21 protein-coding genes and 1 other annotated feature are annotated in these 22,607 nt (G+C 33.8%); of the genes, 5 read left to right on the forward strand and 16 right to left on the reverse strand.

The window, feature by feature from the left end:
- The first annotated feature begins 16 nt into the window (after positions 1-16).
- A complete protein-coding gene (locus WMO19_RS06165) occupies positions 17-1,060 on the forward strand; it encodes a polysaccharide deacetylase family protein (RefSeq protein WP_349170763.1) in 1,044 nt (347 codons plus the stop codon).
- Between the two features lie 434 nt (positions 1,061-1,494).
- On the opposite strand, the gene gltX is transcribed toward WMO19_RS06165, so the two are convergent.
- The 11 genes from gltX to serS all read right to left on the reverse strand — a co-directional run bounded on the left by gltX (position 1,495) and on the right by serS (position 14,634).
- A complete protein-coding gene (gene gltX / locus WMO19_RS06170; RefSeq protein ID WP_349170764.1) occupies positions 1,495-2,970 on the reverse strand; it encodes a glutamate--tRNA ligase in 1,476 nt (491 codons plus the stop codon).
- Positions 2,971-2,987: 17 nt separating this feature from the next.
- Positions 2,988-4,550, reverse strand: coding sequence for an S-layer homology domain-containing protein (locus WMO19_RS06175; protein WP_349170765.1), 1,563 nt, complete (start codon positions 4,548-4,550; stop codon positions 2,988-2,990).
- 71 nt (positions 4,551-4,621) lie between these two features.
- Entirely contained in the window at positions 4,622-5,947 is a 1,326-nt protein-coding gene (locus tag WMO19_RS06180) for an NCS2 family permease (protein WP_349170767.1), read from the reverse strand.
- A gap of 146 nt (positions 5,948-6,093) precedes the next feature.
- A complete protein-coding gene (locus WMO19_RS06185; protein ID WP_349170768.1) occupies positions 6,094-6,732 on the reverse strand; it encodes a hypothetical protein in 639 nt (212 codons plus the stop codon).
- The gene (locus tag WMO19_RS06190) at positions 6,729-7,349 is read right to left on the reverse strand and encodes an ABC-2 transporter permease (RefSeq protein ID WP_349170770.1); all 621 of its coding nucleotides are present in this window, start codon (positions 7,347-7,349) and stop codon (positions 6,729-6,731) included. Before WMO19_RS06190 ends, WMO19_RS06185 begins: the two co-directional genes overlap by 4 nt.
- Positions 7,346-7,948, reverse strand: coding sequence for a hypothetical protein (locus tag WMO19_RS06195; protein WP_332086631.1), 603 nt, complete (start codon positions 7,946-7,948; stop codon positions 7,346-7,348). Before WMO19_RS06195 ends, WMO19_RS06190 begins: the two co-directional genes overlap by 4 nt.
- Complete coding sequence (locus WMO19_RS06200; RefSeq protein ID WP_349170771.1) at positions 7,945-8,784, reverse strand: ABC transporter ATP-binding protein; 840 nt, start codon at positions 8,782-8,784, stop codon at positions 7,945-7,947. The genes WMO19_RS06195 and WMO19_RS06200 overlap by 4 nt, the downstream gene beginning before the upstream one ends.
- Complete coding sequence (locus tag WMO19_RS06205; protein ID WP_349170773.1) at positions 8,781-9,161, reverse strand: GntR family transcriptional regulator; 381 nt, start codon at positions 9,159-9,161, stop codon at positions 8,781-8,783. The genes WMO19_RS06200 and WMO19_RS06205 overlap by 4 nt, the downstream gene beginning before the upstream one ends.
- A gap of 93 nt (positions 9,162-9,254) precedes the next feature.
- Positions 9,255-10,262, reverse strand: coding sequence for a CPBP family intramembrane glutamic endopeptidase (locus WMO19_RS06210; RefSeq protein ID WP_349170775.1), 1,008 nt, complete (start codon positions 10,260-10,262; stop codon positions 9,255-9,257).
- Between the two features lie 152 nt (positions 10,263-10,414).
- A complete protein-coding gene (locus WMO19_RS06215) occupies positions 10,415-13,114 on the reverse strand; it encodes a cation-translocating P-type ATPase (RefSeq protein ID WP_349170777.1) in 2,700 nt (899 codons plus the stop codon).
- 230 nt (positions 13,115-13,344) lie between these two features.
- Positions 13,345-14,634 (reverse strand): serine--tRNA ligase, encoded by a 1,290-nt coding sequence (serS, locus tag WMO19_RS06220; RefSeq protein ID WP_349170779.1) that lies wholly within the window; start codon positions 14,632-14,634, stop codon positions 13,345-13,347.
- Between the two features lie 36 nt (positions 14,635-14,670).
- Positions 14,671-14,833: a binding site (T-box leader), on the reverse strand.
- Positions 14,834-15,688: 855 nt separating this feature from the next.
- Here serS and WMO19_RS09900 point away from each other — a divergent pair.
- Positions 15,689-15,772, forward strand: a complete 84-nt coding sequence (locus tag WMO19_RS09900) for a putative holin-like toxin (protein ID WP_353963051.1) — start codon at positions 15,689-15,691, stop codon at positions 15,770-15,772.
- Between the two features lie 240 nt (positions 15,773-16,012).
- Positions 16,013-16,096 (forward strand): putative holin-like toxin, encoded by an 84-nt coding sequence (locus WMO19_RS09905; protein ID WP_353963051.1) that lies wholly within the window; start codon positions 16,013-16,015, stop codon positions 16,094-16,096.
- Positions 16,097-16,226: 130 nt separating this feature from the next.
- On the opposite strand, the gene WMO19_RS06225 is transcribed toward WMO19_RS09905, so the two are convergent.
- A complete protein-coding gene (locus WMO19_RS06225; RefSeq protein ID WP_349170781.1) occupies positions 16,227-16,349 on the reverse strand; it encodes a hypothetical protein in 123 nt (40 codons plus the stop codon).
- 22 nt (positions 16,350-16,371) lie between these two features.
- Positions 16,372-16,506, reverse strand: a complete 135-nt coding sequence (locus tag WMO19_RS06230; RefSeq protein ID WP_349170783.1) for a hypothetical protein — start codon at positions 16,504-16,506, stop codon at positions 16,372-16,374.
- A 123-nt stretch (positions 16,507-16,629) separates the two neighbouring features.
- Here WMO19_RS06230 and WMO19_RS06235 point away from each other — a divergent pair, with 123 nt between their 5' ends.
- Both WMO19_RS06235 and WMO19_RS06240 read left to right on the forward strand, forming a co-directional pair.
- Positions 16,630-17,541, forward strand: coding sequence for an AAA family ATPase (locus tag WMO19_RS06235; RefSeq protein ID WP_349170785.1), 912 nt, complete (start codon positions 16,630-16,632; stop codon positions 17,539-17,541).
- Complete coding sequence (locus tag WMO19_RS06240; RefSeq protein WP_349170787.1) at positions 17,531-19,246, forward strand: hypothetical protein; 1,716 nt, start codon at positions 17,531-17,533, stop codon at positions 19,244-19,246. Before WMO19_RS06235 ends, WMO19_RS06240 begins: the two co-directional genes overlap by 11 nt.
- Before the next feature lie 189 nt (positions 19,247-19,435).
- Here the strand turns inward: WMO19_RS06240 and WMO19_RS06245 are convergent, their stop codons facing one another.
- The 3 genes from WMO19_RS06245 to WMO19_RS06255 all read right to left on the reverse strand — a co-directional run bounded on the left by WMO19_RS06245 (position 19,436) and on the right by WMO19_RS06255 (position 22,346).
- Positions 19,436-20,617 carry a pyridoxal phosphate-dependent aminotransferase gene (locus WMO19_RS06245; RefSeq protein WP_349170789.1) on the reverse strand — a complete coding sequence of 394 codons (1,182 nt, stop codon included), beginning with the start codon at positions 20,615-20,617 and terminating at the stop codon, positions 19,436-19,438.
- Between the two features lie 11 nt (positions 20,618-20,628).
- Complete coding sequence (locus WMO19_RS06250; protein ID WP_349170790.1) at positions 20,629-21,585, reverse strand: threonine ammonia-lyase; 957 nt, start codon at positions 21,583-21,585, stop codon at positions 20,629-20,631.
- A gap of 119 nt (positions 21,586-21,704) precedes the next feature.
- Positions 21,705-22,346 (reverse strand): hypothetical protein, encoded by a 642-nt coding sequence (locus tag WMO19_RS06255; RefSeq protein ID WP_349170792.1) that lies wholly within the window; start codon positions 22,344-22,346, stop codon positions 21,705-21,707.
- Positions 22,347-22,607: the final 261 nt, after the last annotated feature.

The following is a 22,607-nucleotide window of genomic DNA, read 5'->3' on the forward strand; positions in this document are numbered from 1 at the left end:
CAGTGGGAGGTTTTTTATGACCCAAACAAAATACGATGCAAAGGCTTATGCAAATAAGAATTCAAATTATGATAAGAGAAAAAAATTAAGAAGGCAAAAAGCAAGAAGGCGAAAGAGAATAAGACAGACCATTTCTATTTCAATTTTTGCCCTAATATTTATTTTTATATTTTCAAAGATCTTTTCTGCAATAAACAAACCAAAGGATGAAATTTCTCCTGCCCTTATGTGGTACTATGCCAATGAAATTAATAAGGACAGACCGAGAAAATACTATTACGATCCTGAATATATTTCCAATGTAGCACTAGATCCTCTACTTCGCATGGAAGATGAATTTATAGTTAAGGGCTCAAATCACTTGAAGAAAGCTGACAAATATGCCTACGACACAAAGGAAATTCGCCAATACATCAAAAAAAATAATTATGGCGGCGACAAAAAAATTGTATTTTTAACCTTTGACGATGGACCAAACAATACTATAACTCCACAAGTTTTAGATATACTAAAAAAAGAAAATGTTCGTGCTACTTTTTTCTTAGTAGGCAAGTCCATTGGAGATAAGACTGCAGGTCAAGTTCGCAAAATTTTAAGAAATGGTAATGCCATTGCCACCCACTCCTTTAGTCACGACTACGACTATCTCTATCCAGGAAGAGTAGTTAGCCCTGAAAGAGTTTATGAAGAAATTGCAAAAACTAATGAAAGGCTAAAAAATATTCTAGGACCTGACTTTCACTCCAGCGTCTTTAGGTATCCTGGCGGCGAAATGTCTTGGCAAAACACAGAGGCAAGTAATGCCCTCTTGGAATCTAATGGCATACACTGGATTGACTGGAACTCACTTGTCGGCGATGCAGAAAAAAAATCTGTGAGACCAACTACAGTAAATGGTTTTGTATCTTATCTTGATAAAAGTCTTAATGAAAATAAAAATACAAAAATTGCAGTTGTCCTTGCCCATGATGCAATTAATAAGCAGCTTACAGCCGATTCCCTAAGCTCTGTAATAAAATATTTTAAAGACAGAGGTTATGAGTTTGGAGTTTTAAAATAATTTCAAGCTTATACAAGAAATTCATAAAAAATAAGAGGACTGATTTCAAATGATTAAAAAAAAGAAAATAATTAAAATCGGATTTTTGTGTTTCTATTACTTGTTATTTGTAAACTGTTTTGGATTAATCTCTGAAAATTTTTCAATTTTTCCAAATTGGAGTTTATTGATTAATTATCTTGGTCTTAGCACAAAAGAATTAAGCATATTTTATAATTTTAATTTTTCTATTTTTACTTTAATCCAAATTATAACTTTAATCACACAAATAATTTCCATAATTATTGGAATACTTATTATTGTTGAAGTTTCTAAATTGTATAGTTCTTTTAAAGAATAGTTTTAGTTTTGTTTTTATGGCAAATTTTAAGAGGGAAGATTTACTTATCTCCCCTCTTATTTTTTATACATAATTTAATTTTATCTAATTCAAATTAAAGTGAATTTTTAATTTTTTCTGCTCTTTCAATTAATTTATCTTTTCCTAAAAGATAAATAATATTTTGCATTTCTGGTCCGTGAACATTTCCTGAGATGGCAGCTCTTACTGGCATGTAAAGTTTTTTGCCCTTTACTCCAGAATCCTTTTGCACCTCTTTCATTAGTCCCTTGGCAGTTTCCATGTCTATTTCATCATGAGATTCTACAATTTTTATAAAGGAATCTAAAAGCCCAGGCACATGTTCTTGCCCAAGTTCTTCCTTAGCTGAATCTTCTGTTATTTCAATGTCGCCAAATAAGAAGTCAATGTGCTTTGGTATGTCTTCTAACTTGTCGCAAGCTTCTCTCACTGTGTCAATTAAAATCTTATACCATTCAAAGTTTCCTCTAATTTCCTCTTCAGTCAATAGTCCTGATTTTGTCACAAATGGAATTGAAAGCTCAGCTAACTTATCTAAATCGTAGGACTTCATATAGTGAGAGTTAACCCAGTTTAACTTGTCTGTGTCAAAAATTCCTCCAGACTTCCCTACTCTTTCAAAGGAGAATTTTTCTATTAATTCATCCATTGTCATAATTTCTTCCCCATCTTCTGGTGACCAACCAACAAGGGCAAGGTAATTTACAATTCCTTCAGGCAAATATCCTCTATTTCTAAAGTCTTCAACGGAAACATCACCTTGTCTCTTGGAAAGTTTTTTTCTGTCCTTATTTAAAACTGTTGGAAGGTGAACAAATTCTGGCGCTTCCCAGCCAAAACATTCATACATAAAGACATGCTTTGGAGTTGATGGTAGCCATTCTTCTCCCCTTACAATGTGAGTGATGCCCATTAGGTGGTCATCAACAATTACAGCCAAGTGATAAGTTGGGAATCCGTCAGATTTCATCAAAACTTGGTCGTCAATTTCGTCTGTGTTTATTGTAACTTTTCCACGAACTGCATCGTGAAAAGTTATATCCTTATTTTTAGAAAGTTTTAGTCTAACAACATAATCTTCCCCTGCTGCAACTCTCTTCTTTGCCTCTTCAAGAGGAATGCCACGGCAAAGTCCATCGTACTTAGGCACTTTTCCCTTAATTCTTTGTTCTTCACGAAGATTATCTAGTCTTTCCTTGGAACAGAAACAATAATATGCAAAGCCCTTTTCAATTAGTTCATCAACATATTTTTGATAAATTTCTAGTCTGTTTGATTGGATGTAAGGACCGCAGTCGCCTACATCTGTTATCTTTCCATCTTTTACAAAGACACCTTCATCGTGAGTGATGCCTGCCCATTCAAGGGATTCAATTAGGTTTTCTATGGCACCTTCCACATATCTTGTCCTATCTGTATCTTCTATCCTCAAAACAAACTTGCCGCCATTTTTCTTGGCAAATAAATAATTGTATAGGGCAGTTCTTAGTCCACCAATGTGTAAATAACCTGTTGGTGATGGTGCAAATCTTACTTTAATATCTGACATTTTTTCTTCCTCTCTCCTTATTTTGCTGTGATTTCTATTACTTGATAGTAGGCCCAATGTTTTCTGTTTATATCTTTAAATGGGTTCTTTGAATATTTATCTAAGAAAGACTTGTTTATCTTTCTATCTAAAACTTTGTTAAAAATTGTGGCAGCCTCTGCCCTTGTGATCTTATCATTTGGTTTAAATTCATTTTTAGATTTACCAACCATGATGCCCTGACTTGAAAGTGTGTTAATGGCATCTCTTGCCCAGAAGTTTTCCTTTACATCCTTAAAGTCAATGGGATTATTGCCCATTGGAAGCTTCAAATAATTTGCCATCATGCTGGCAAATTGTGCCCTTGTCATGGCTTCCCTTGGTCTAAAAGTTCCATCATCATAGCCAGAAATTAAACCAGCCTTTTCTATAAAGACAATATTGTCGTAAAACCAGTCGCTTTCCTTTAAATCTCTAAAGGAAGAAATATCATTGGCAGATGCCTTGTCATCTATTACCCTTTTTAGAACTGAAGCAGCTTCAGCCCTTGTGATTTTTTCGTCGGGAGCGAATTTATCCTTGGCAATACCTGACATATATGGAAGTCTAATTACTTCAATGGACTTTTGAAGTTCCTCAAAGGATTTATTTATTTCATCAGAGGACACTTCACTTTTTACAACAACATATTCAGCTGATGCAATGGCAGCGCGAATTCTTCTTTCATTTTGAATGCTTGCCTTGGCTGTTGAAAGATTTTTTGCAAAATCAACATAATCTGTCAACTTTTCAAGAGTCTTAATAATGCTGTAAAGTTCCTTTTCATCGTTGTTGTCATTAACAAGTTCAGTGGATTTCTTTGATTCAAGCTTTGCCTTGACAATATAATCTAAGCTCGCCTCTTTTTCCTTATTTGCAGCAACAATTCTAATTAAAGAACCTTCTTTCAAATCTAAATTTTCAATTTTAAAATTGCCTTCCCCATCAGAAATAGCGTTGGCAACAACTTTTTTGTCAATGGCAAGTCTAACCATGGCATTTTTTTCAGTCACTCCAACAATTTCACTAGAGCCATCGTAGACATCCTTTATAGAAAGAACGCCATTTTGCGTCTTAGTAGAAGACTCAAGGTTTTTTTGGTCGCTCTTTGTTTCTCCAGCCTTGTCCACAAAACTTAGGACAAAGGAATTTTTAAGATTGGAGCTTGAACCAACATCATTTTTAACCCTAGTGTCGATTTCAAGATTTAATTTGTCACCCTTGATGACAGAAAGGTCGTTGGCATTTATAGTGACAATATTTTGGTCCTTGCCCTTAATAGACGTCTCTCTAATGTCAAGTTTACCTTGAGACTCTTCTCCTTCTAAAAGCTTTGTGCCCTTAACCTCAATTGCCTTGTCAAACAAAAGAGTAACAGAGAAAGATGAATATTTTTCCTTGTAATTATTTGGCAAATTGACAATTAAATTGTACTTCAAAGAGTCGCCACTCTTCACTTCAGAAAGAGCAGGTTGCTCCAAGACAACTTGAATGTCTTCAGCTGCAAAAACATTTATAAAAAGCGTAAAAGTCATAAGTATGTATAAAAACATTTTTTTCATTAAAAACGCCCCCTTAATACTTTAATTATACTAAAGGGGCTTAAACAATTCAATAAATGAGTCTTTAAAGATTAAAAAGCTAGTATTGGTCTTAAATATCTAAGTGTAAAAATAAGTGCCAAGATATACATTACAGGGCTAACTTCTTTGCCACGACCTGTTGCTACTTTTAATATTACATAGGAAATCATACCAACTGAAATGCCTTCTGCAATTGAATAGGCAAAGGGCATTGTAACCATTGTCAAAAATGCTGGCACTGATTCTGTGTAGTCGTCTAATTTTATTTGGTTAATTGGACTGATCATAAATAGTCCTACCATTACTAGGGCAGCTGATGTTGCTTGGGCTGGCACAATAGAAAATATTGGGAATAAAAATAGTGATAAGAGGAAGAAGAAGGCACATGATAGTGATGTAAGTCCTGTTCTACCTCCGTCAGCTACACCTGATGCTGATTCAACAAAAGTTGTAACTGTAGATGTTCCAAGAAGTGCTCCCACAACTGTACCAATGGCATCAGATAAAAGGGCACGACCAACTCCCGGAAGATTTCCATCTTCGTCAATTAAGCCTGCCTTTGTGGCAACGCCAGTTAGGGTTCCCACTGTGTCAAATAAGTCTACAAATAAAAATGTAAACATTACTGAAAACATGTCAAAGGTAAATAAATCCCCCCAGTGAAGTTTAAAGGCAACAGGAGCAAGTGATGGTGGAAGTGAAAATAACATTCCTCCTGGAAGATGTGTAACTCCTAAAATAAGTGCAAGGACAGTTCCCGTTACTATTCCATATAAAAGTGCACCCTTGACATTTTTTGCTGTTAAAAGAGCCATAACCATTAGTGAAACTATAAATACTACTGAAGGTCTTGATGCAATTTCTCCGAGGGCAACAAGAGTTGCGTCGTTATTTACAATAATTCCTGCTGACGTAAGTCCAACTAGGGTTATAAATAAGCCTATACCAACAGATACTGCATTCTTAAGTGACATTGGTATAGAAGTAAATATTGCCTCACGAATGTTGAAAAAGCTCATCACTATAAAGATGACACCTTCTAAGAATACTGCAGTAAGTGCATAGGACCAGTCGTGACCCATGGAAAGGACTACTGTGTATGTGAAGAATGCATTAAGTCCCATACCTGCTGAAAGTGCGAAGGGCAAGTTTGCGAATAAGCCCATAAAGAGCATGGCAATAATAGATGCTACAATAGTGGCAGTGAAAACTCCACCCTTGTCCATTCCAGTTTCTGATAACATATTTGGATTTACAACGAGAATATAGGACATGGTCATAAAAGTTGTAAGTCCTGCCAAAAATTCTGTCTTGGCATTAGTCTTTCTCTCACTTAGAGAAAAAGTCTTTTCTAAAAAACTTGAATTTGTTTCCATTTTTTCCTCCTCATATAAAATACATTTTTTATTCTATCACATTGAAAGGCAAATGGTAGGAAGATGATAAATTTTTTTCTGTGAAAAATAATTTTTAAATAAGAAAAAAAAGACTCTTGAAGTGGGACTTCAAAAGTCTTTCTCTATTAATAATCTTTTCTCTCTCCTAGTAGTCGAGAGATTATATAAATTGTTATTACAAAGGCAAGTAAGAATAAAGTCAATTTAAGAGAACTTGTTCTTTTTATTATGCCAACGAAAAATCCTGCGGGATTCTTTCCAATTTTGTCAAGCAAGGGAAGTAGAGCAGGCGATGATGTAAACAATGTTCCAAGACCACTTGTTTGTCCAAAGTAAAGATAGATTGGAATACTTATAAGGTAGTATGCCATTATAAATAAGACAAAAAAGAATCCTATCCTAAAGTCAATTCCATTTATTTCAACTTCTCGCATGATGTAAAAAATTAATATTGAATCCATTATAAAAATCATAAGTATCTTTAGGAATTTTACATTTATAAGGTCAGCTCTTCTTGCACCAAGAGTCAAAAGGTAGGGCTTGCTTTTGTCCACTATCATTCCTTCGCTGGATATTATATATAGGACATAGTGAACTAGGAGAGCTGACATAAATAATAGGGCAAAGGCCTTGTCTGCAAAGAAAGTAAATTCCTCATAGAAAAGTCCAAGACTCTTTAGGGAAAATATCATTGCAATAAATATGAAATAGGCTATGATAAATTTTTTTCTAATTTTAAAATCATTTAGTAAAAGTAATTTCATAGGATTCCCCTCTCCCTTAAATATTTTGTGGAAAACTTGTAGTCTAACTTAAAGGACAAGATGCAAATTATTATTGATCCTACTATAAAGGCAGGTCTGTAGTTTAATAAATTTTCGTAATAGGCTGCATAGGTCATGCCAAAAAATATTCCTAAGCCTACAATCAAAATAGTGTAAAGAAATACAACTATTCCCTTTTTATATTTTGTAAAAACAATGTGACTAAGGCTAAGTGCCATAAAGTCAAGGGCAATAAATATACTTAGATAAAGATTTATCATAAAATTTTTATCTTCATCAGCACTAATAATTATTCCCATTAACAAAACAAGGGAAGTAATTGCAAAGATAATTAGGTTTTTTATTATCTTGGCAAGAGAATAGTCCTCAATAGATATTGGCATAGTCATGAACTTTTGAAAATCTTTGAAGTTATCCCCAAAAACACCTTGTGCCCTAATGATAAATATCATTGTAAGAGTCCATTGACTAAAAAATCTGCTGAAGGCTTGTCCTGTTATCAAAAAGCCAATAAAAAGTATGGAAGTAATGAATATAACAATTGGTAGGGCAATATTCTTTACAAGTTTAAAGTCATTTATTAATACTGCTTTCATACTATCTCATTCTCCTTTAAAAGTTTTGATGAGAATTTATAATCCATAAAAACTGAAATTAGTGGTAAGACTATTGAAAGAATTATAAAAATTATTTTGTAATTCAAAAGATACTTGGTGTATCTAAGCATTGGAAGCCCAACTATTAAAACTGATATCATATAAATTATAAAAATAAAAGGTTTTTGATATCTTGAAAAAATTACGTGGAAGATGCTCATTAAGCTAAAATCAATTGCTAAAAAATAAAATATAAATCTTTTTATAATTTCCATTGTAATATTTTCTTTAAAAATTACTAAAGAAAAAAATGCTGTCGATGTTATTACATAAACAATTATATTCCTCATGATTTTTCCAAGGGTATAGTCATTAATAGAAACTGGCATTGTTAGAAACTTACACATATCACTATACTTATCACCAAATATAATTTGACCTCTCAGTGTATAAGTAACAATCGCTATGCAATAAATAAAAAACCTGTTATCTGATTCCATATTATTAATAAAAATTAAGAATATTAATACCAATCCTAGGATAGAAGCTAAAAAATAATACTTAAATATTTTCCACTCATTTATTAATACTGCTTTCATTGTCCACCTCTTGATAAAAATATCATTATGTCCTCCACATTTACCTTATCAACAACTTCATTTGGATAAAATTCTTTAAAAACTTGGACATTTTTTATCAAAGCTTCTGTTGAGTATTTATTTTTTCTTGTCTTTAGAATAAAATCGCCGTATTTTTCTAAATTTTCTTCAGAAGTTTTTAAGATTCCATACTTTTCTATGAGGGCGTCCTTTTCGTCGTATAAGATTACTCTTCCCCCATGAATATAAATTATATAGTCGGCAATTTTTTCTATGTCAGACAAGATGTGTGATGAAAATAGAATTGTCCTGTCCCCATCTCTCATGTAGTCGAATAAAAATTCAATGATCTCGTCGCGAATAACTGGGTCAAGTCCAGAAGTTGGCTCGTCAAAAATTAATAATTCTGGCTTATGGCAAATTGCAGAAATAATTTTCAGCTTCATCAGGTTACCTGTAGAGAGTTCATTTAATTTTTTGTCCCTTGGCATCTTAAATTTATCTGCACAGTCATAAAATCTTTCTTCATCAAAATTTTTGTAGGCAACTTTTAAAATGTCCACAACATCTTTTATCTTAAAGGTATCGTTAAAGAAGGAGTCAGGTATCACTGCCCCAATTTTTTCAAAGCTTTCCTTGTGAATTTTTTCTCCAAAAACTTTTATGTCCCCATCATACCTATAGAGGTCCAAGATGCATTTAAGTAGTGTTGTCTTGCCTGCACCGTTCTCCCCAATTAGTCCTATAACTGCTCCCTCTGGAATTTCTAAACTGTCTATATTAAGGTCAAAGTCCTTAAATTCTTTTTTCAAATTTTTTATTTCTATTACTTTCATACTTCACCCACTTCATCTAATGTCTTTAAAATTTCTTGCAATTCATCTATGCCAATTCCAGAAGCCTTAGCAACAGTCATTGCGTCAGTAAAATGTTTTTCTATCTCTGCAAGAGCATTTTCTCTCACCACTTCTTCATTTAATTTCTTCACAAAAGACCCCTTGCCCGTCATGGAATAAATGTAGCCCTCTTGCTCCAAGTCATTGTAGGCACGCTTTGTCGTTATGACAGAAACCTTTAGGTCACTGGCAAGAGTCCTCATGCCAGGAAGTCCTTCGTCAGCTTTTAAATCTCCAGCAACGATTTGAGCCTTGATTTGATTTTTTATCTGCTCGTAAATTGGAATGCCAGAGTCATTTGAAATAATAATTTTCATATCACACCACCCTTAAGTGTATATACTTTATATTTTTGCTTTTACACAATACTTGTATTAAATACTGTAATAATTTTTAAAAGAACAAAATAATTAAGATTCTTTAATTTTCTCATATACAGATTTTTCCCAAAGTTCTTCATCCTTTATATACTTTGAAAATATGAAAATTCCAAATAATATTATTGAACTTACTATTGAAAATAAAGTTCCTTTTAAATCATAATGTTGTCCTGAAAATATATCTTTAGAAAAATCTGTGACAAATAGTAGGGCAAGATTGTTGTTTAAATAATGAATCATAACAGGAGCCCAAATTGATTTTGTCCTATTGTAAGCATAAGTTAAAAATATCCCTAAAAATATACAAAATACAAGTTGTACAAGTATAGAATAAATTTGTGATGTCAAGAGCCCATCTGAATAATAAAATAAATTGAGGGGCAAGTGCCAAATTCCCCAAATAAAACCTGTAAGTAGAATAGAATTTTTAAGGCCATAAATTTCTTTTAGTCTTGGTGCTAAATATGCCCTCCAACCATATTCTTCTCCAATAAAAGGCATAATGTTTAAAAAAGAGAAAATAATAATGGAAATAAAAACTTTTAAACTATGAAGATTAAAGACTTCTACAAATTCCATTATTTCTCCTTCTAAAATGCAACCAATAAATAATCTTAAAAAATATATAAAAATAAAAATTAAACACATTAAAAGCGTCATCTTTTTATTTGGATTGTTTAGAGATAATTTCTTTTTAACCTCTTTATCCATAGTTGAAATAGCTATTATCATTGGAATAGCTGAAAATAAAATAACAAATTCAGAAAATTTACTAAATTCTGGATTGAAAATATTTATTATTGAAAGTGCAAATAATATGATACTTGTCACTAAATATATTCTAATGACAGAAATTTTTAAAATATTTTTGTCTTCTTTATGCAATAATGCAATTACACCTAAAAATGGAATGAACATTTGAAGTAAAGGATAAATATTTGTTTCTATATTGTGTTGCTTGCAATAGTAAATAGCAAATCCCATTAAGTAGGGAATTATAAATGATATTCCAATAAAAATTTTTAAATCTTTTTTCATAATATCTCTCAAACTCCTTTTCTTGAATTTTAAGTGTGTATACTTTATATTTACACTATAGTCCCGTCAAATAACTTTGTCAAGGCTTTTAAAAAATTTTTTCCAATAAAAAATGCCGGCAGAGAATTTTCCCTGTCGGCTTTAAAATTATATTATTTATTTTTCTTAAATCTTACTTTCTTTTGAATTTCTCCAGCTACTAGTGGTATAAGTGATGATCCAAGAACTACTGCTATTTCTCTTGGTCCTAAGTCCATGAGTCCAAAGGCATCGTTTAATACTGGCACATAAATTACTACTAGCATTAGCATGAAAGAAAATAGAGTCGCAAACACTAATTTTTTGTTTGTGAAAACTCCAATTTCAAAGACAGTTTTGTCAATTGATCTTGATGAGTAGGCTCTTAGAAGCTCACAAATAATAAGTGTTGAAAATGCCATTGTCCTTGCGTGGTGTAGTCCTTCCGCTTGTCCATACCACTTAAGTCCAACTAGGTATGCAAGAAGTGTTGCCACAGTTATGGCAATAGATTGAATTGCAACTGTGATTTTTATTTCTGTGTCCAGAATTGGCTCGTCAGGGTCGCGAGGTGGCTCATTCATTATGTCAGCTTCTCCTCTTTCAACTCCAAGTGCTAGAGCTGGGAAGGAGTCTGTCACAAGGTTAAGCCAAAGTAGTTGAATTGGAATTAGTGGCACTGGCAAGTTCATCAAAATTGAAATTAAAACTATTAGGACTTCTCCCAAGTTACAAGAAAGAAGATAAGCCACGAATTTTTTGATGTTGGAATAGATTATTCTTCCCTCTTCAACTGCGTTTACAATTGTGGCAAAGTTGTCGTCTGTCAAAATTACTTCTGCAGTATTTTTTGCAACATCTGTGCCTGTAATTCCCATGGCAATACCAATGTCTGCCTTTTTAATTGCCGGTGCGTCATTTACGCCGTCGCCAGTCATGGCTGTGATGTGACCATTTTGTTTTAGGGCTGTAACAATTTGAACCTTATTTTCTGGTGAAACTCTAGTGTAGACAGATTTTTCCTTTACGATTTCTCTAAGTTCTGCCTCAGACATTTCGTTAAGTTCTCTACCCATTATTGCCTGGTCGTCACGCTCAGCAATGCCAAGGTCCTTGGCTATGGCAAGTCCTGTTTCAAGGTAGTCGCCAGTGATCATAATCGGTCTAATGCCAGCTGATTTACATTCTTTTATGGCTGCCTTTGCCTCTGGTCTTGATGGGTCAATCATTCCAGTTAGTCCAACAAAGACCATGTCCTTTTCTATGGATTCTGATGTAATTTCACTTGGCATGTCGCTGTGCTTTCTATAGGCATAACCTAAGCATCTTAGGGCTGACCTTGCAAATTCGCTGTTCTTTTCTAAAATTTCTTTTCTTAATTTTTCGTCAAGTTCAACTTCTTTTCCATCAATTAAAACTTTTTCGCATCTTTCAAGTACAACATCAGGTGCGCCCTTGGTAAAGGATGCGATGCCCTCAAAAATTTTGTCGTGGAAGGTTGTCATCATCTTTCTGTCAGAGTCAAAGGGAATTTCTTCCAATCTGTCAAAGTTTTTATAAAGTTTATCTAGTCCGTTGCCTGCTTTTTCTGCAAAGGTAAGAAGGGCTCCTTCAGTAGGGTCTCCAGTGATGGAGGCATCTCCCTCCTTTACCTTTAACTTTGCGTCGTTAGTTAAAGCTGCTATGGATGAAAGGATTTTTAGGTTTTCGTCATCATCAATTGTTACGATTTTATCTTTTTTAGTAACATCTCCTTCTGGAGAGTAGCCAGTTCCTGATACATCATAGACATGACCGTCAGTAAAGACTTTCACAACTGTCATTTCATTTTGTGTAAGTGTACCAGTTTTGTCGGAACAAATTACTGTTGTTGTACCAAGAGTTTCCACTGCCAAAAGTTTTTTAACTATGGCATTTTTTTCTGCCATCTTGCCCATACCAATGGAAAGTACAATTGTAACAATGGCAGGTAGCCCTTCAGGCACAGCTGCAACTGCAAGTGAAATTGCAGTCATAAACATATCTAGTGGGTCGTGCTTATATAGTAAGCCTACTCCCATTACCACTGCACAGATAACTATTACTAAAATTCCAAGAGTCTTTGAAAGCTTGGCAAGCTTTCTTTGAAGTGGAGTTTGCTCATCGCCAACTGTAGCAATAGAAGTTGCGATTTTACCAATTTCTGTCTTGTGACCAGTTTCAATAACTACTCCCATTCCCCTTCCGTAAGTTACAATAGTTGATGAGTATGCTAAATTTTCCCTGTCGCCAATTTCCATTTTGCTCTCATAAACTTGATCAAAATGTTTTTCAACTGCCACAGATTCTCCAGTTAGTGAAGACTCATCGATTTTTAAATTTGATGATTCAATTAGTCTTAAATCTGCTGGAACAATGTCCCCCGTTTCAAGAAGGATGATGTCACCAGGCACTAATTTATTTGAGTCTACCTCTTCATGGTCGCCATCTCTTATTACTTTAGCCTTTGGTGAAGACATCTTCTGCAAGGCTGCAATGGCCTCTTCTGCCTTGCCCTCTTGATAAATTGAAAGAAAGGCATTGACAATAACAATGGCAATGATAATTCCTGCATCAAGACCTTCACCAACAAAAATAGAAACAAGGGCTGCTGCAATTAAAATAATTATCATTGGGTCAAAAAATTGTTCCTTTAGTTTTTCGCCAAAGGTTTTTTTCTTTTCCTCTGCTAGAGCATTTTCCCCATACTCTTCTAGCCTTTTTTTGGCTTCATCTTCACTTAGTCCCCTCTCCTTTGTGGTGGAAAGATTTTTTAGGACTTCATCAGGCGACTGATTATACCAATTTTTTTCCATAATTCCTCCTTATAAATGCAAAATAAAAATATTTAATAAAAAAGAGACCGATTGTTACATCGGTCTCACAAACTTAATAATAAGCTTTCCAGCCGGGCTATGCCGTAATGACGACTGAAAATTTAAAAGTTACTCCCCAAAGCTAATAAATTATATCAAATTATTTTGCCTAAAACAATCTAAGTTTATATTACCCAAATAAAATTAATTCAAGTCTTTTTTAGAAAATTTTATTTATTTTTTGGCACAATTTTTTCCATGCCGCCCATATACATTTGTAGTGGCTTAGGAATTTTTACGCTGCCATCTTCTTGTAGAAGATTTTCTAAGAAGGCAATTAACATTCTTGGTGGTGCAACTACAGTGTTGTTTAATGTGTGAGCAAGATATGTGCCATCCTTGCCACGAAGTTTGATGTTAAGTCTTCTAGCTTGTGCGTCGCCAAGGTTTGAGCAAGAGCCAACTTCAAAATATTTATTTTGTCTTGGAGAAAAGGCTTCAACATCAAGGGACTTAACCTTTAAGTCTGCCAAGTCACCAGAACAACATTCAAGAGTTCTTACAGGAATTTCTAGTGAACGGAAGAAGTCAACTGTGTTCTTCCACAATTTTACAAACCATTCCTTTGAATCTTCTGGTTTACAAATTACAACCATTTCTTGCTTTTCAAATTGGTGAATTCTGTAAACTCCTCTTTCTTCAATGCCGTGAGCTCCAACTTCCTTTCTAAAACATGGAGAATAAGAAGTAAGTGCAAGAGGCATTTCTTCTTCTGGAGTTATTGTGTTGATGTATTTACCAATCATTGAGTGTTCAGATGTACCAATTAGATAAAGGTCTTCGCCTTCGATTTTATACATCATATTTTCCATTTCAGCAAAACTCATTACGCCAGTAACAACATCTGATCTAATCATAAATGGTGGAATGTGATATTCAAAGCCACGGTCTATCATAAAGTCTCTTGCATAAGATAAAATTGCAGAATGAAGTCTTGCAATGTCGCCCTTTAAATAATAAAAACCTGCGCCAGAAGTATTTCTTGCAGAATCTAAATCAATTCCGTTAAAAGTTTCCATGATGTCAACATGATAAGGTACTTCATAATCTGGAATTACTGGTTCGCCAAATCTTTCAAGTTCAACATTTTCGCTGTCGTCCTTTCCTATTGGCACTGAGTCGTCAATCATTTGTGGAATAACTTGCATTCTCTTCTTAAGTTCTTCGCCAAGATCTCTTTCAGCTGCTTCAAGTTCTGTGATTTCTTCATTTATTTCAGCAACTCTTTTTTTAGCTACTTCGGCTTTGTCCTTTTCGCCCTTTTGCATAAAGCCACCAATTTCTTTTGAAGTTTGATTTTTTTCTGCACGAAGGTTGTCGCCCTTAGTCTTAGCTTCCCTAAGTTCTTCGTCGATTTTTATAACTTCGTCAACTAGTGGAAGTTTGTCATCTTGGAATTTCTTTTTAATGTTTTCCTTTACTGCTTCTGGGTTTTCTCTTACAAATTTAATGTCTAACATAAATCCTCCCTTAAATTAAAAAAAGCCCCTCATCCCTAAAGGGACGAGAGACCCGCGTTGCCACCCTAATTAACCAAATGGTTCACTTAAAAATTCATAGACTATGAGGTGGATTCATTTTATGAGTTTACAGATTTGCACCAACCACCTGCTCTCTAAAAAACTTTCTAAAATTACTATTCTCAATTATTGTCTTTTTTAGTTTTTTTTATTATACCATAAGGAAAAATAAGTTCAAGCTTTTTGAGCATTAAAGTAAAGTGAATTGATTGATTTGTTTCAAAAGATTATAATAGGTATGAGGACATCAACTAGACGGTACAGGCAGATGGTTTTCCCTAATCTAACGTAGATTGGGGGTGATAGAATGACTGATTATGAAATTTTATCTGTAATTTTTAAAATTTTTATGTTGGTTATTGCTATTGTTACCCTATTTCAAAATAAGAAATAGAAAATAAAAAACCTACCTGTATTTTCGCTGATAGGTAGGTTTTTATAATTTGCCTCAGGGAAAACCGTCGCTTGTGCCCGAATGGGTATAAACGGTGTCCTCTTTATCTATATTATACCATATCCTTTTTATTTTTAAACCCTGCTTGGGTTTTATTTTTTAGTAATTGTTGCTAATTATTGATGGGAATTTGTAAAATATGTATAATGTTAGTGAGGACATACTAAGGTGGTAGCTCTTTACTTTTATAGTAGAGGGGGTGATTGCAATGTCAGATTTTGAGATTTTAAGCATTGTGCTAAAAATTATTGGTTTGATTATTGCTATATTAGCCCTGTTTATTAATAAGAAATAGCATGAAATAAAATACCACCTGTATTGCACTACAAGTGGTATTTAATAAATATCAACTTAGAGCAACCGCTTTTAACGGTGTCCTCTTTATCTATATTATACCATATCCTTTTTATTTTTAAACCCTGCTTGGGTTTTATTTTTTTATAATTGTTGCTAACCAATTGATGAGAATTTGTAAAATATGTATAATGTACTTGAGGACATACAGATGGTCGCCCAATTTAATTATTGGGAGGTGCTTTTATGAGTGATTATGAAATTTTAAGTATAATGCTTAAGTTTTTTACACTTATAATCGCCATCCTAACACTTTGTAAAAATAAGTAGTTAGAAAAAACCACCTGTATCGTCACTACAGGTGGTTTCATAAATCATACTGCAGGGCGACCGTCTTTAACGGTGTCCTCTTTATCTATATTATACCATATCCTTTTTATTTTTAAACCCTGCTTGGGTTTTATTTTTTTATAATTGTTGCTAACCAATTGATGAGAATTTGTAAAATATGTATAATGTACTTGAGGACATACAGATGGTCGCCCAATTTAATTATTGGGAGGTGCTTTTATGAGTGATTATGAAATTTTAAGTATAATGCTTAAGTTTTTTACACTTATAATCGCCATCCTAACACTTTGTAAAAATAAGTAGTTAGAAAAAACCACCTGTATCGTCACTACAGGTGGTTTCATAAATCATACTGCAGGGCGACCGTCTTTAACGGTGTCCTCTTTATCTATATTATACCATATCCTTTTTATTTTTAAACCCTTCTAGGGTTTTATTTTTTTAAGTATTTTATTAGGGCAAGGATTAAAACTATTATAAGAATAAAAATTGCTACTCTAAATAGCACTGAAAATGTAAGAACCAAGTACATAAAACCTGCAAATTCTTTATTCATAGATTTACCTCCTTATACAAAACTATTTTTTTAAGTATTTTATTAGTGCGAGGATTGCCAAAATTATAAGTACAATAATTCCTGCATAGACCCCAAAGCCTAAAATTAAAGCAATAAATGATTTAGATGTAAAAGCCACGGCTATCTCTCCCTTCATTCTTCATTCTTCATTCTTTATTCTTTATTCTTTATTACATTATAACAGTAACATCTTCCTTTTACAAAATTTATTGTCCACACATAATCCACCTTTTTGTTATAATACATTTGAGGTGATGAAATGAGAGAGTTTTTACTTTCACAAGGCGTTTCAGAAGATCTACTTAAGGGAGTAGACGAATTTATAGAAAAACACGACTTAAATGAAGATTATAGATATAGAATTCCAAATATAAAATATAAATATTATGGCAAAAAAACCTGGGAGAAGGCTATTGCTGCCATCTTATCTGGCGACAACATCCTTCTATCCGGACCAAAGGCGACAGGCAAAAATGTATTGGCAGAAAATCTTGCCTACCTCTTTAAGAGACCCCTTTGGACAGTTTCTCTTAACATTGCATCAGATCCATCAAGTTTAATTGGCTCTGATACCTTTAAGAACAACAAAGTAACTCTTAAGAAGGGTCCCGTATATGAGGCAGCAGAGCAAGGTGGCTTTGCAGTTTTTGACGAAATAAATATGGCAAAAAACGAAGCCCTTTCTGTTGTCCATTCAACTCTTGATTACAGAAGAGTCCTAGATATTTCTGGCTATGACAGACTAAATCTTCACGATGCAACGAGATTTATTGCCACAATGAACTACGGCTACATTGGCACTCGTGATCTTAACGAGGCTCTTGTCTCAAGATTTTTAGTAATCGACATGCCAACAATTGCAGAAAGTGACTTGGCAAAATTGTTTAAAGAAAATACAAATTTAAAGGATAGCGCCATAAAAATTTTCACAAAATTATTTTTAGACTTGCAAGAAAAATCTTTAAATTCAGAAATTTCTTCCAAGGCAATTGACCTTCGTGGACTTCTTTCTTCTATTGAGCTCATGAATAGGGGCCTAGGTATAAGAGATTCCCTTGAGCTTGGCATTGTGGATAAGACTTTTGACTCCTATGAGAGAGAAATTGTCACAGATGTAATTGACACCCTCTTTGCAAGGGACACTAAGAGAGCTGATTTATTTGAGAGATGAAAATAGACTAAAAAATATTTTTTGGACTCTTTCAGATTTTTACGATTTTGATATTTTTAATTTTTCCCTAAAACCAGTGGACGCCTATGAGGCTTCTATACTTGGCTATGGATCAAGGCACTTTGATTTTTATCTTATTGATGATTTTTTCAAAAAATATGTAAATAATTTAAACAACAAAAAAGACCTGTGGGAAATTTCAAAACTCATAATGGAAAATATTTTTTCTCAGGAAATGATTTTGGAAAGACCTGGCACCCTTGATTTTAAAAAGTCTCATGACGAAGAAATCTTAAAAAATTTAAATAGACGAGAAATTATTTTGACAGTGGAGCTTAAAATTGGCTACATCAGAAAAGAAAGAGGCAAGTATCCAAAAATTCAAAGAGTTTTGGAAGAGATGCTAGGTGAAATTTATAATTTTAAGGAAAAAGACACCTTTTTGTACCTCGATTTCTTAAAATATCTCTTCAAAAAATATTTTCACATTAATAAAAATCTTCCCAAGGACCTTGACGAGACCTATGAGGAATTTAAAAAGGAAGCCAAGTCCAATTCATCTTCCAAAAAAAATTCCCCCTACAAGAGAAAAAAGTTTGTAGACAATACCTTCCTGGAGAGGTACAACATTGAATCTGCAGAGTTTACTTTTTTTAACGACGATTACAGGGACATCAATGTAAGGGAAGATAGCTTAAAAAATAATTTTGGCGACCAAAATATTTATGAAGCCCTGGAAAAACACTACGGTGCAGAAAAGGTAAAGAGGTATGTGTCTGATAAAATTTCTGAGGAAATTTCCACAGGCATACACAGAGACATAAAACTATATTTTCCCAGCGGCGAATTTAAAAATAAAAATTCCTACTTCGCCCAGGAAGAAAAAAACAATTACCAGGATAACCTAAAATTTTATAAAGATAACAAGCTTCAAAATCAGCGAGCCATTCGTGAGCTTGCCGGCGTCATAAGAAATTCCCTCTTAAAGGAATCTGAAGATGAAATAGTAAAATCAAATTCAGGAAAAATTATTCCATCAGAAATTTGGAAGTCAAAGGAATTAAATGAGAACAGGATTTTTAGAAAAATAAATAGAAAGGACTCCAACGAAATTTTCGTGGACATCCTCCTTGACTCCTCTGCATCGCAAAATGACAGAAAGGAAATTGTGGCAACAGAAAGCTACATCATAGCAGAGGCTCTCACAAGCCTTAAGATAAAAACTAGAATTTTTTCCTACAATAATTTTTACAATTATCTGGTCATAAAAAAATACAGGGACTACAAGGACCCATCTTCCAAGAACAAGGACATCTTCAAGTATTCACCAAGTGGGTCTAATAGAGATGGACTTGCAATAAAATTTATGCGCCAATTGATTTCAAAAAATCAGGACGCAAGAAGATTTTTAATAGTTTTAACAGACGGCCTTCCCTTTGACGAGATCGACATTGGTATAGTTGGCGCCTCAAAAATTCCTGGAGAAAATTATAAAGAGGATGAGGCAGTAATGGACACATCAAAGGAAGTGCTACTCACAAGACTAAAGGGCATCAACAGCTTTGGAGTCTTCACTGGCGAAGAATCAGAAAGTACAAACATCAAAAAGATTTATGGCAACGACTATGCCTATATAACTGACATGGCAAGATTTCACAAAGTCGTTGGCATATTTTTAAAAACTTATGCAAATAAAATAGAGTAGGCTCTTTTTGAACCTACTCATTTTTTAATGTTTTTGTTATATTAAATCCTGCCTTCACGAGGGCCACAGAATAAATTATTCTTAAAATCAAATCGCCATTTTTTTCAGTCCGTGAGAGTAAAATTGACGCCGCTGCAAAAATTAAAACATTTAAAAGTATTATTAAAAATTTTCTCATTCTCAAAAATATTATTTATTCATGAAGTGCTTGCAGGCTTTTTCCACCCTGTTTAGACCTTCAACAATGTCTTCATAAGAAGATGCGTAGGAAAATCTTACAAAGCCTTCTCCTGCACTTCCGAAGACAGTGCCTGGAACTATGGCAACGCACTCTTCGTCGAGAAGATACTGGCAAAATTCTTCTGAAGAGACTCCAAGACCCTTGATGTTAATGAAGGCATAAAAAGCACCGTCAGGAGCATTTAAGCTAAGTCCCTCAATAGAATTTACTCTTTCTACAATGTAGTCGCGTCTTCTCTTGTATTCCTTAACCATTTCTTCTGCGCCTTCTCTTCCTTCTTTTAAGGCTGTGATGCCTGCATGTTGAACAAAGGAAGTTGCACAAGAAGTGTTGTGTTGGTGGACAATATTTAAAACTCTAATAAATTCTTCTGGCGCTGCAATATAAGCAAGTCTAAAGCCAGTCATTGAATAAGTTTTTGAAAAACCATTAATAGTAATAGTTCTCTCCTTCATTCCATCAATTGAAGCCATAGAGATATGTTCCTTGTTTCCATATACAATTTGTTCATAAATTTCATCGGCAATTATAAGTAGGTCCTTTTTCTTGGCAAAGTCAGATAGTTTTTCAAGAGTTTCCTCAGAAAGCATTGAACCAATTGGGTTTGATGGAGTGATAATTACCATAGCCTTAGTTTTTTCTGTGACAAGTTTTTCTAGCTCATCAAAGTCAATTTGAAAATCATTTTCTTCTGCTAAGCTGTATCTAATAGGATTTGCCTTCATAATGTGGGCAATATTTACATAATTTGGCCAGCATGGATTTGGAAGAAGGATCTCGTCGCCTTCTTCTAAAATTACAGAATAAGTATCGTAAATTGCCTCGCTTGCCCCTGCAGTTATTAAAATTTCTTTGGCAGAATAGTCCAAATTATTTTCATCTCTAAGTTTTTCAGCCACAGCCTCTCTTAGTGGCATAATGCCAAAGTTTGAAGTGTAAAAAACATCTCCTGCCTCAATGCTTTTTATAGTTGCATCCTTAATCACCTTTGGAGTATCAAAATCAGGTCTACCAACTTCAAAATGGTAAATTTTCTTGCCAGCTCTTTCCATTTCAATAGTTTTTTCGTTGATCTTTCTTATACCTGATGGTGCTACCTTATTAAATTTGCTACAAATAAAATCCCTCATAGCTTCCTCCCTTATGAATTAATTATTTTTTCAATTGAGCTGGCTTCCACATTGCCCCCTGTGATGATTAGAACCAGCTTGTCCCTGTCATCATATTTTATTTTGCCCTCAAGGATTGCTCCAAGACCAATAGCAGAAGATGGCTCAACAATTAATTTCTCTTTATTATACAACAAATCCAAGGCTTTTTTAATATATTTATCTTGGCAAGTTACCACATGATCAACAAGATCTCTTACAATTGGAAATACATGATTACCAGGCTTAACAGAAAGAAGTCCATCAGCAAGAGTTTCTCCTCTTTCGACATCAATTGGTCTTCCTTCCTTTAAAGAAGCAGTAAATCTTGCCACATTTTCTGGCTCAACACCAATTACCTCAGCCCATCTAGTTACACCCTTAGTGTACATGGCAATGCCAGAAATAAGTCCGCCGCCACCAATGGGCACAATCATCTTCAAGTGATCCATCTTATTTAAAATTTCAACAGCTATAGTGCCTTGACCTTCAGACACATCTAAATCGTCAAAGGGATGAATAAAAGTCATGCCTTCTTTTTCAGAAATTTCTTTTGCAACTTCAAATCTTTTTTCCGCTGTTGTAATTACAACTTCAGCGCCAAGATCCCTTATCATCTGCCTCTTTAATTCAGTAGAAGTATCTGACAAGACAATCTTTGCGGGAATTTCAAGCATCTTGGCACAAGTAGCAATTGCCTTGCCGTGATTGCCAGAAGAAGCAGTTACGACACCCTTTTCTAGCTCTTCAGTGGAAAGCTTTCTAACCTTATTTAAAGCTCCCCTAATTTTAAAAGAATTTGTCCTTTGCATATTTTCCATCTTGGCGTAGACAGAAGTACCTAAAGCTTCGGAAATATAGTCAAGCCTAATAAGAGGTGTGTCATAAACATAATCCCTAATTCTCTCTCTCGCCTTTATTGTGTCCTTATATCCATTTCTATAATCCATTTATTTCTCCTTAAAAATTCACTAAATTAAATACTAATTATTAAGATTATAATATGCTAAAGTGTATTTGTAAAATGTATTTAACTCTTATTATAAAAATTTCTCTTAAAAAAAGATTTTTACTTCACAATAATCCTATAAATATTTTCGAGAAAAATTGGCGCAGAATTTTCCGGCTCAATATTTTTAATTTCTCCGCCAAAATAAACTTCAACAGTTTTACCTTCAAGACCTTCTGTAGTAACTTTTCCATCTTTAGAATTATCTAAATTTTCAATTGATAGAGAAATGGGCTTTGTCATTATTTCTTTAAAATAAAATCTATCGTCAATGTCAGTCGCTTCAACCATAAGTGAATCACTTTCTGCCTTTATTACCCTGCCTGTAAAATGAGCAACCCATTCAGGAATTTCTCTGCTTTCAACTTTTAGGTCAAGGTCCCTAAATAAAATCCACCTATTGTCAATTTGAACATTTATATAGCCCTTCTCCCAAACTTGGTAGTCATAGCCCTTGCCAAAATTAGATTCATCGTCCTTACTAGGCATCTCTCTCCCATCAACAGTAGTTTTTATTTGACCATCTGCAGTGCCACATGTGACCATGGCATTTTCATAGCCTGTGTCAACATAGGTTTTGCCCTTAACCTTAACCATGGGTGGATAATTGCTTTCAACCTTATTTTCACTTGGACCTGTCTTATTGCAAGCAGGAAGTACAAACATTAGGCACGCCATTAAAAGTAAAAAATATTTTTTCATAGAACCCTCCTTTTTATGTAGCTTTTAAAATTTTGTAAATAAATTTTTTGCCAATAATTATATAACAAAAATTTCTGCAAATTATTATATCCAACAAAAATTTCCGCAAATTATTATATCTATAAAGATATTATATAATATTTTTCAAATTGCAAGGCAAATAAAAATCGGCACAAAGATTATGATATGTACCCTCTTTACTGGACAAACCAGTAAGGAGGGTATTTTTATGAAATATAGTTATGAATTTAAAAAAGAATG

This window comes from Peptoniphilus hominis (ex Hitch et al. 2025) (genome assembly GCF_040096015.1).
Classification (GTDB): Bacteria; Bacillota; Clostridia; order Tissierellales; family Peptoniphilaceae; genus Peptoniphilus_A; species Peptoniphilus_A hominis.

Excerpts from the sequence above, each read along its gene's own strand:
- WMO19_RS06235 (WP_349170785.1), top strand. The coding sequence starts at position 16,630 with ATGAGAGAGTTTTTACTTTCACAAGGCGTTTCAGAAGATCTACTTAAG.
- WMO19_RS06180 (WP_349170767.1), bottom strand. The coding sequence starts at position 5,947 with ATGGAAACAAATTCAAGTTTTTTAGAAAAGACTTTTTCTCTAAGTGAG.
- WMO19_RS06245 (WP_349170789.1), bottom strand. The coding sequence starts at position 20,617 with ATGAGGGATTTTATTTGTAGCAAATTTAATAAGGTAGCACCATCAGGT.
- WMO19_RS06175 (WP_349170765.1), bottom strand. The coding sequence starts at position 4,550 with ATGAAAAAAATGTTTTTATACATACTTATGACTTTTACGCTTTTTATA.
- WMO19_RS06210 (WP_349170775.1), bottom strand. The coding sequence starts at position 10,262 with ATGAAAAAAGATTTAAAAATTTTTATTGGAATATCATTTATAATTCCC.
- WMO19_RS06200 (WP_349170771.1), bottom strand. The coding sequence starts at position 8,784 with ATGAAAGTAATAGAAATAAAAAATTTGAAAAAAGAATTTAAGGACTTT.
- WMO19_RS06250 (WP_349170790.1), bottom strand. The coding sequence starts at position 21,585 with ATGGATTATAGAAATGGATATAAGGACACAATAAAGGCGAGAGAGAGA.
- WMO19_RS06190 (WP_349170770.1), bottom strand. The coding sequence starts at position 7,349 with ATGAAAGCAGTATTAATAAATGACTTTAAACTTGTAAAGAATATTGCC.
- WMO19_RS06185 (WP_349170768.1), bottom strand. The coding sequence starts at position 6,732 with ATGAAATTACTTTTACTAAATGATTTTAAAATTAGAAAAAAATTTATC.
- WMO19_RS06230 (WP_349170783.1), bottom strand. The coding sequence starts at position 16,506 with ATGAAGGGAGAGATAGCCGTGGCTTTTACATCTAAATCATTTATTGCT.
- gltX (WP_349170764.1), bottom strand. The coding sequence starts at position 2,970 with ATGTCAGATATTAAAGTAAGATTTGCACCATCACCAACAGGTTATTTA.
- WMO19_RS06165 (WP_349170763.1), top strand. The coding sequence starts at position 17 with ATGACCCAAACAAAATACGATGCAAAGGCTTATGCAAATAAGAATTCA.
- WMO19_RS09905 (WP_353963051.1), top strand. The coding sequence starts at position 16,013 with ATGAGTGATTATGAAATTTTAAGTATAATGCTTAAGTTTTTTACACTT.
- WMO19_RS06215 (WP_349170777.1), bottom strand. The coding sequence starts at position 13,114 with ATGGAAAAAAATTGGTATAATCAGTCGCCTGATGAAGTCCTAAAAAAT.
- WMO19_RS06255 (WP_349170792.1), bottom strand. The coding sequence starts at position 22,346 with ATGAAAAAATATTTTTTACTTTTAATGGCGTGCCTAATGTTTGTACTT.
- WMO19_RS09900 (WP_353963051.1), top strand. The coding sequence starts at position 15,689 with ATGAGTGATTATGAAATTTTAAGTATAATGCTTAAGTTTTTTACACTT.
- serS (WP_349170779.1), bottom strand. The coding sequence starts at position 14,634 with ATGTTAGACATTAAATTTGTAAGAGAAAACCCAGAAGCAGTAAAGGAA.
- WMO19_RS06205 (WP_349170773.1), bottom strand. The coding sequence starts at position 9,161 with ATGAAAATTATTATTTCAAATGACTCTGGCATTCCAATTTACGAGCAG.
- WMO19_RS06225 (WP_349170781.1), bottom strand. The coding sequence starts at position 16,349 with ATGAATAAAGAATTTGCAGGTTTTATGTACTTGGTTCTTACATTTTCA.
- WMO19_RS06195 (WP_332086631.1), bottom strand. The coding sequence starts at position 7,948 with ATGAAAGCAGTATTAATAAATGAGTGGAAAATATTTAAGTATTATTTT.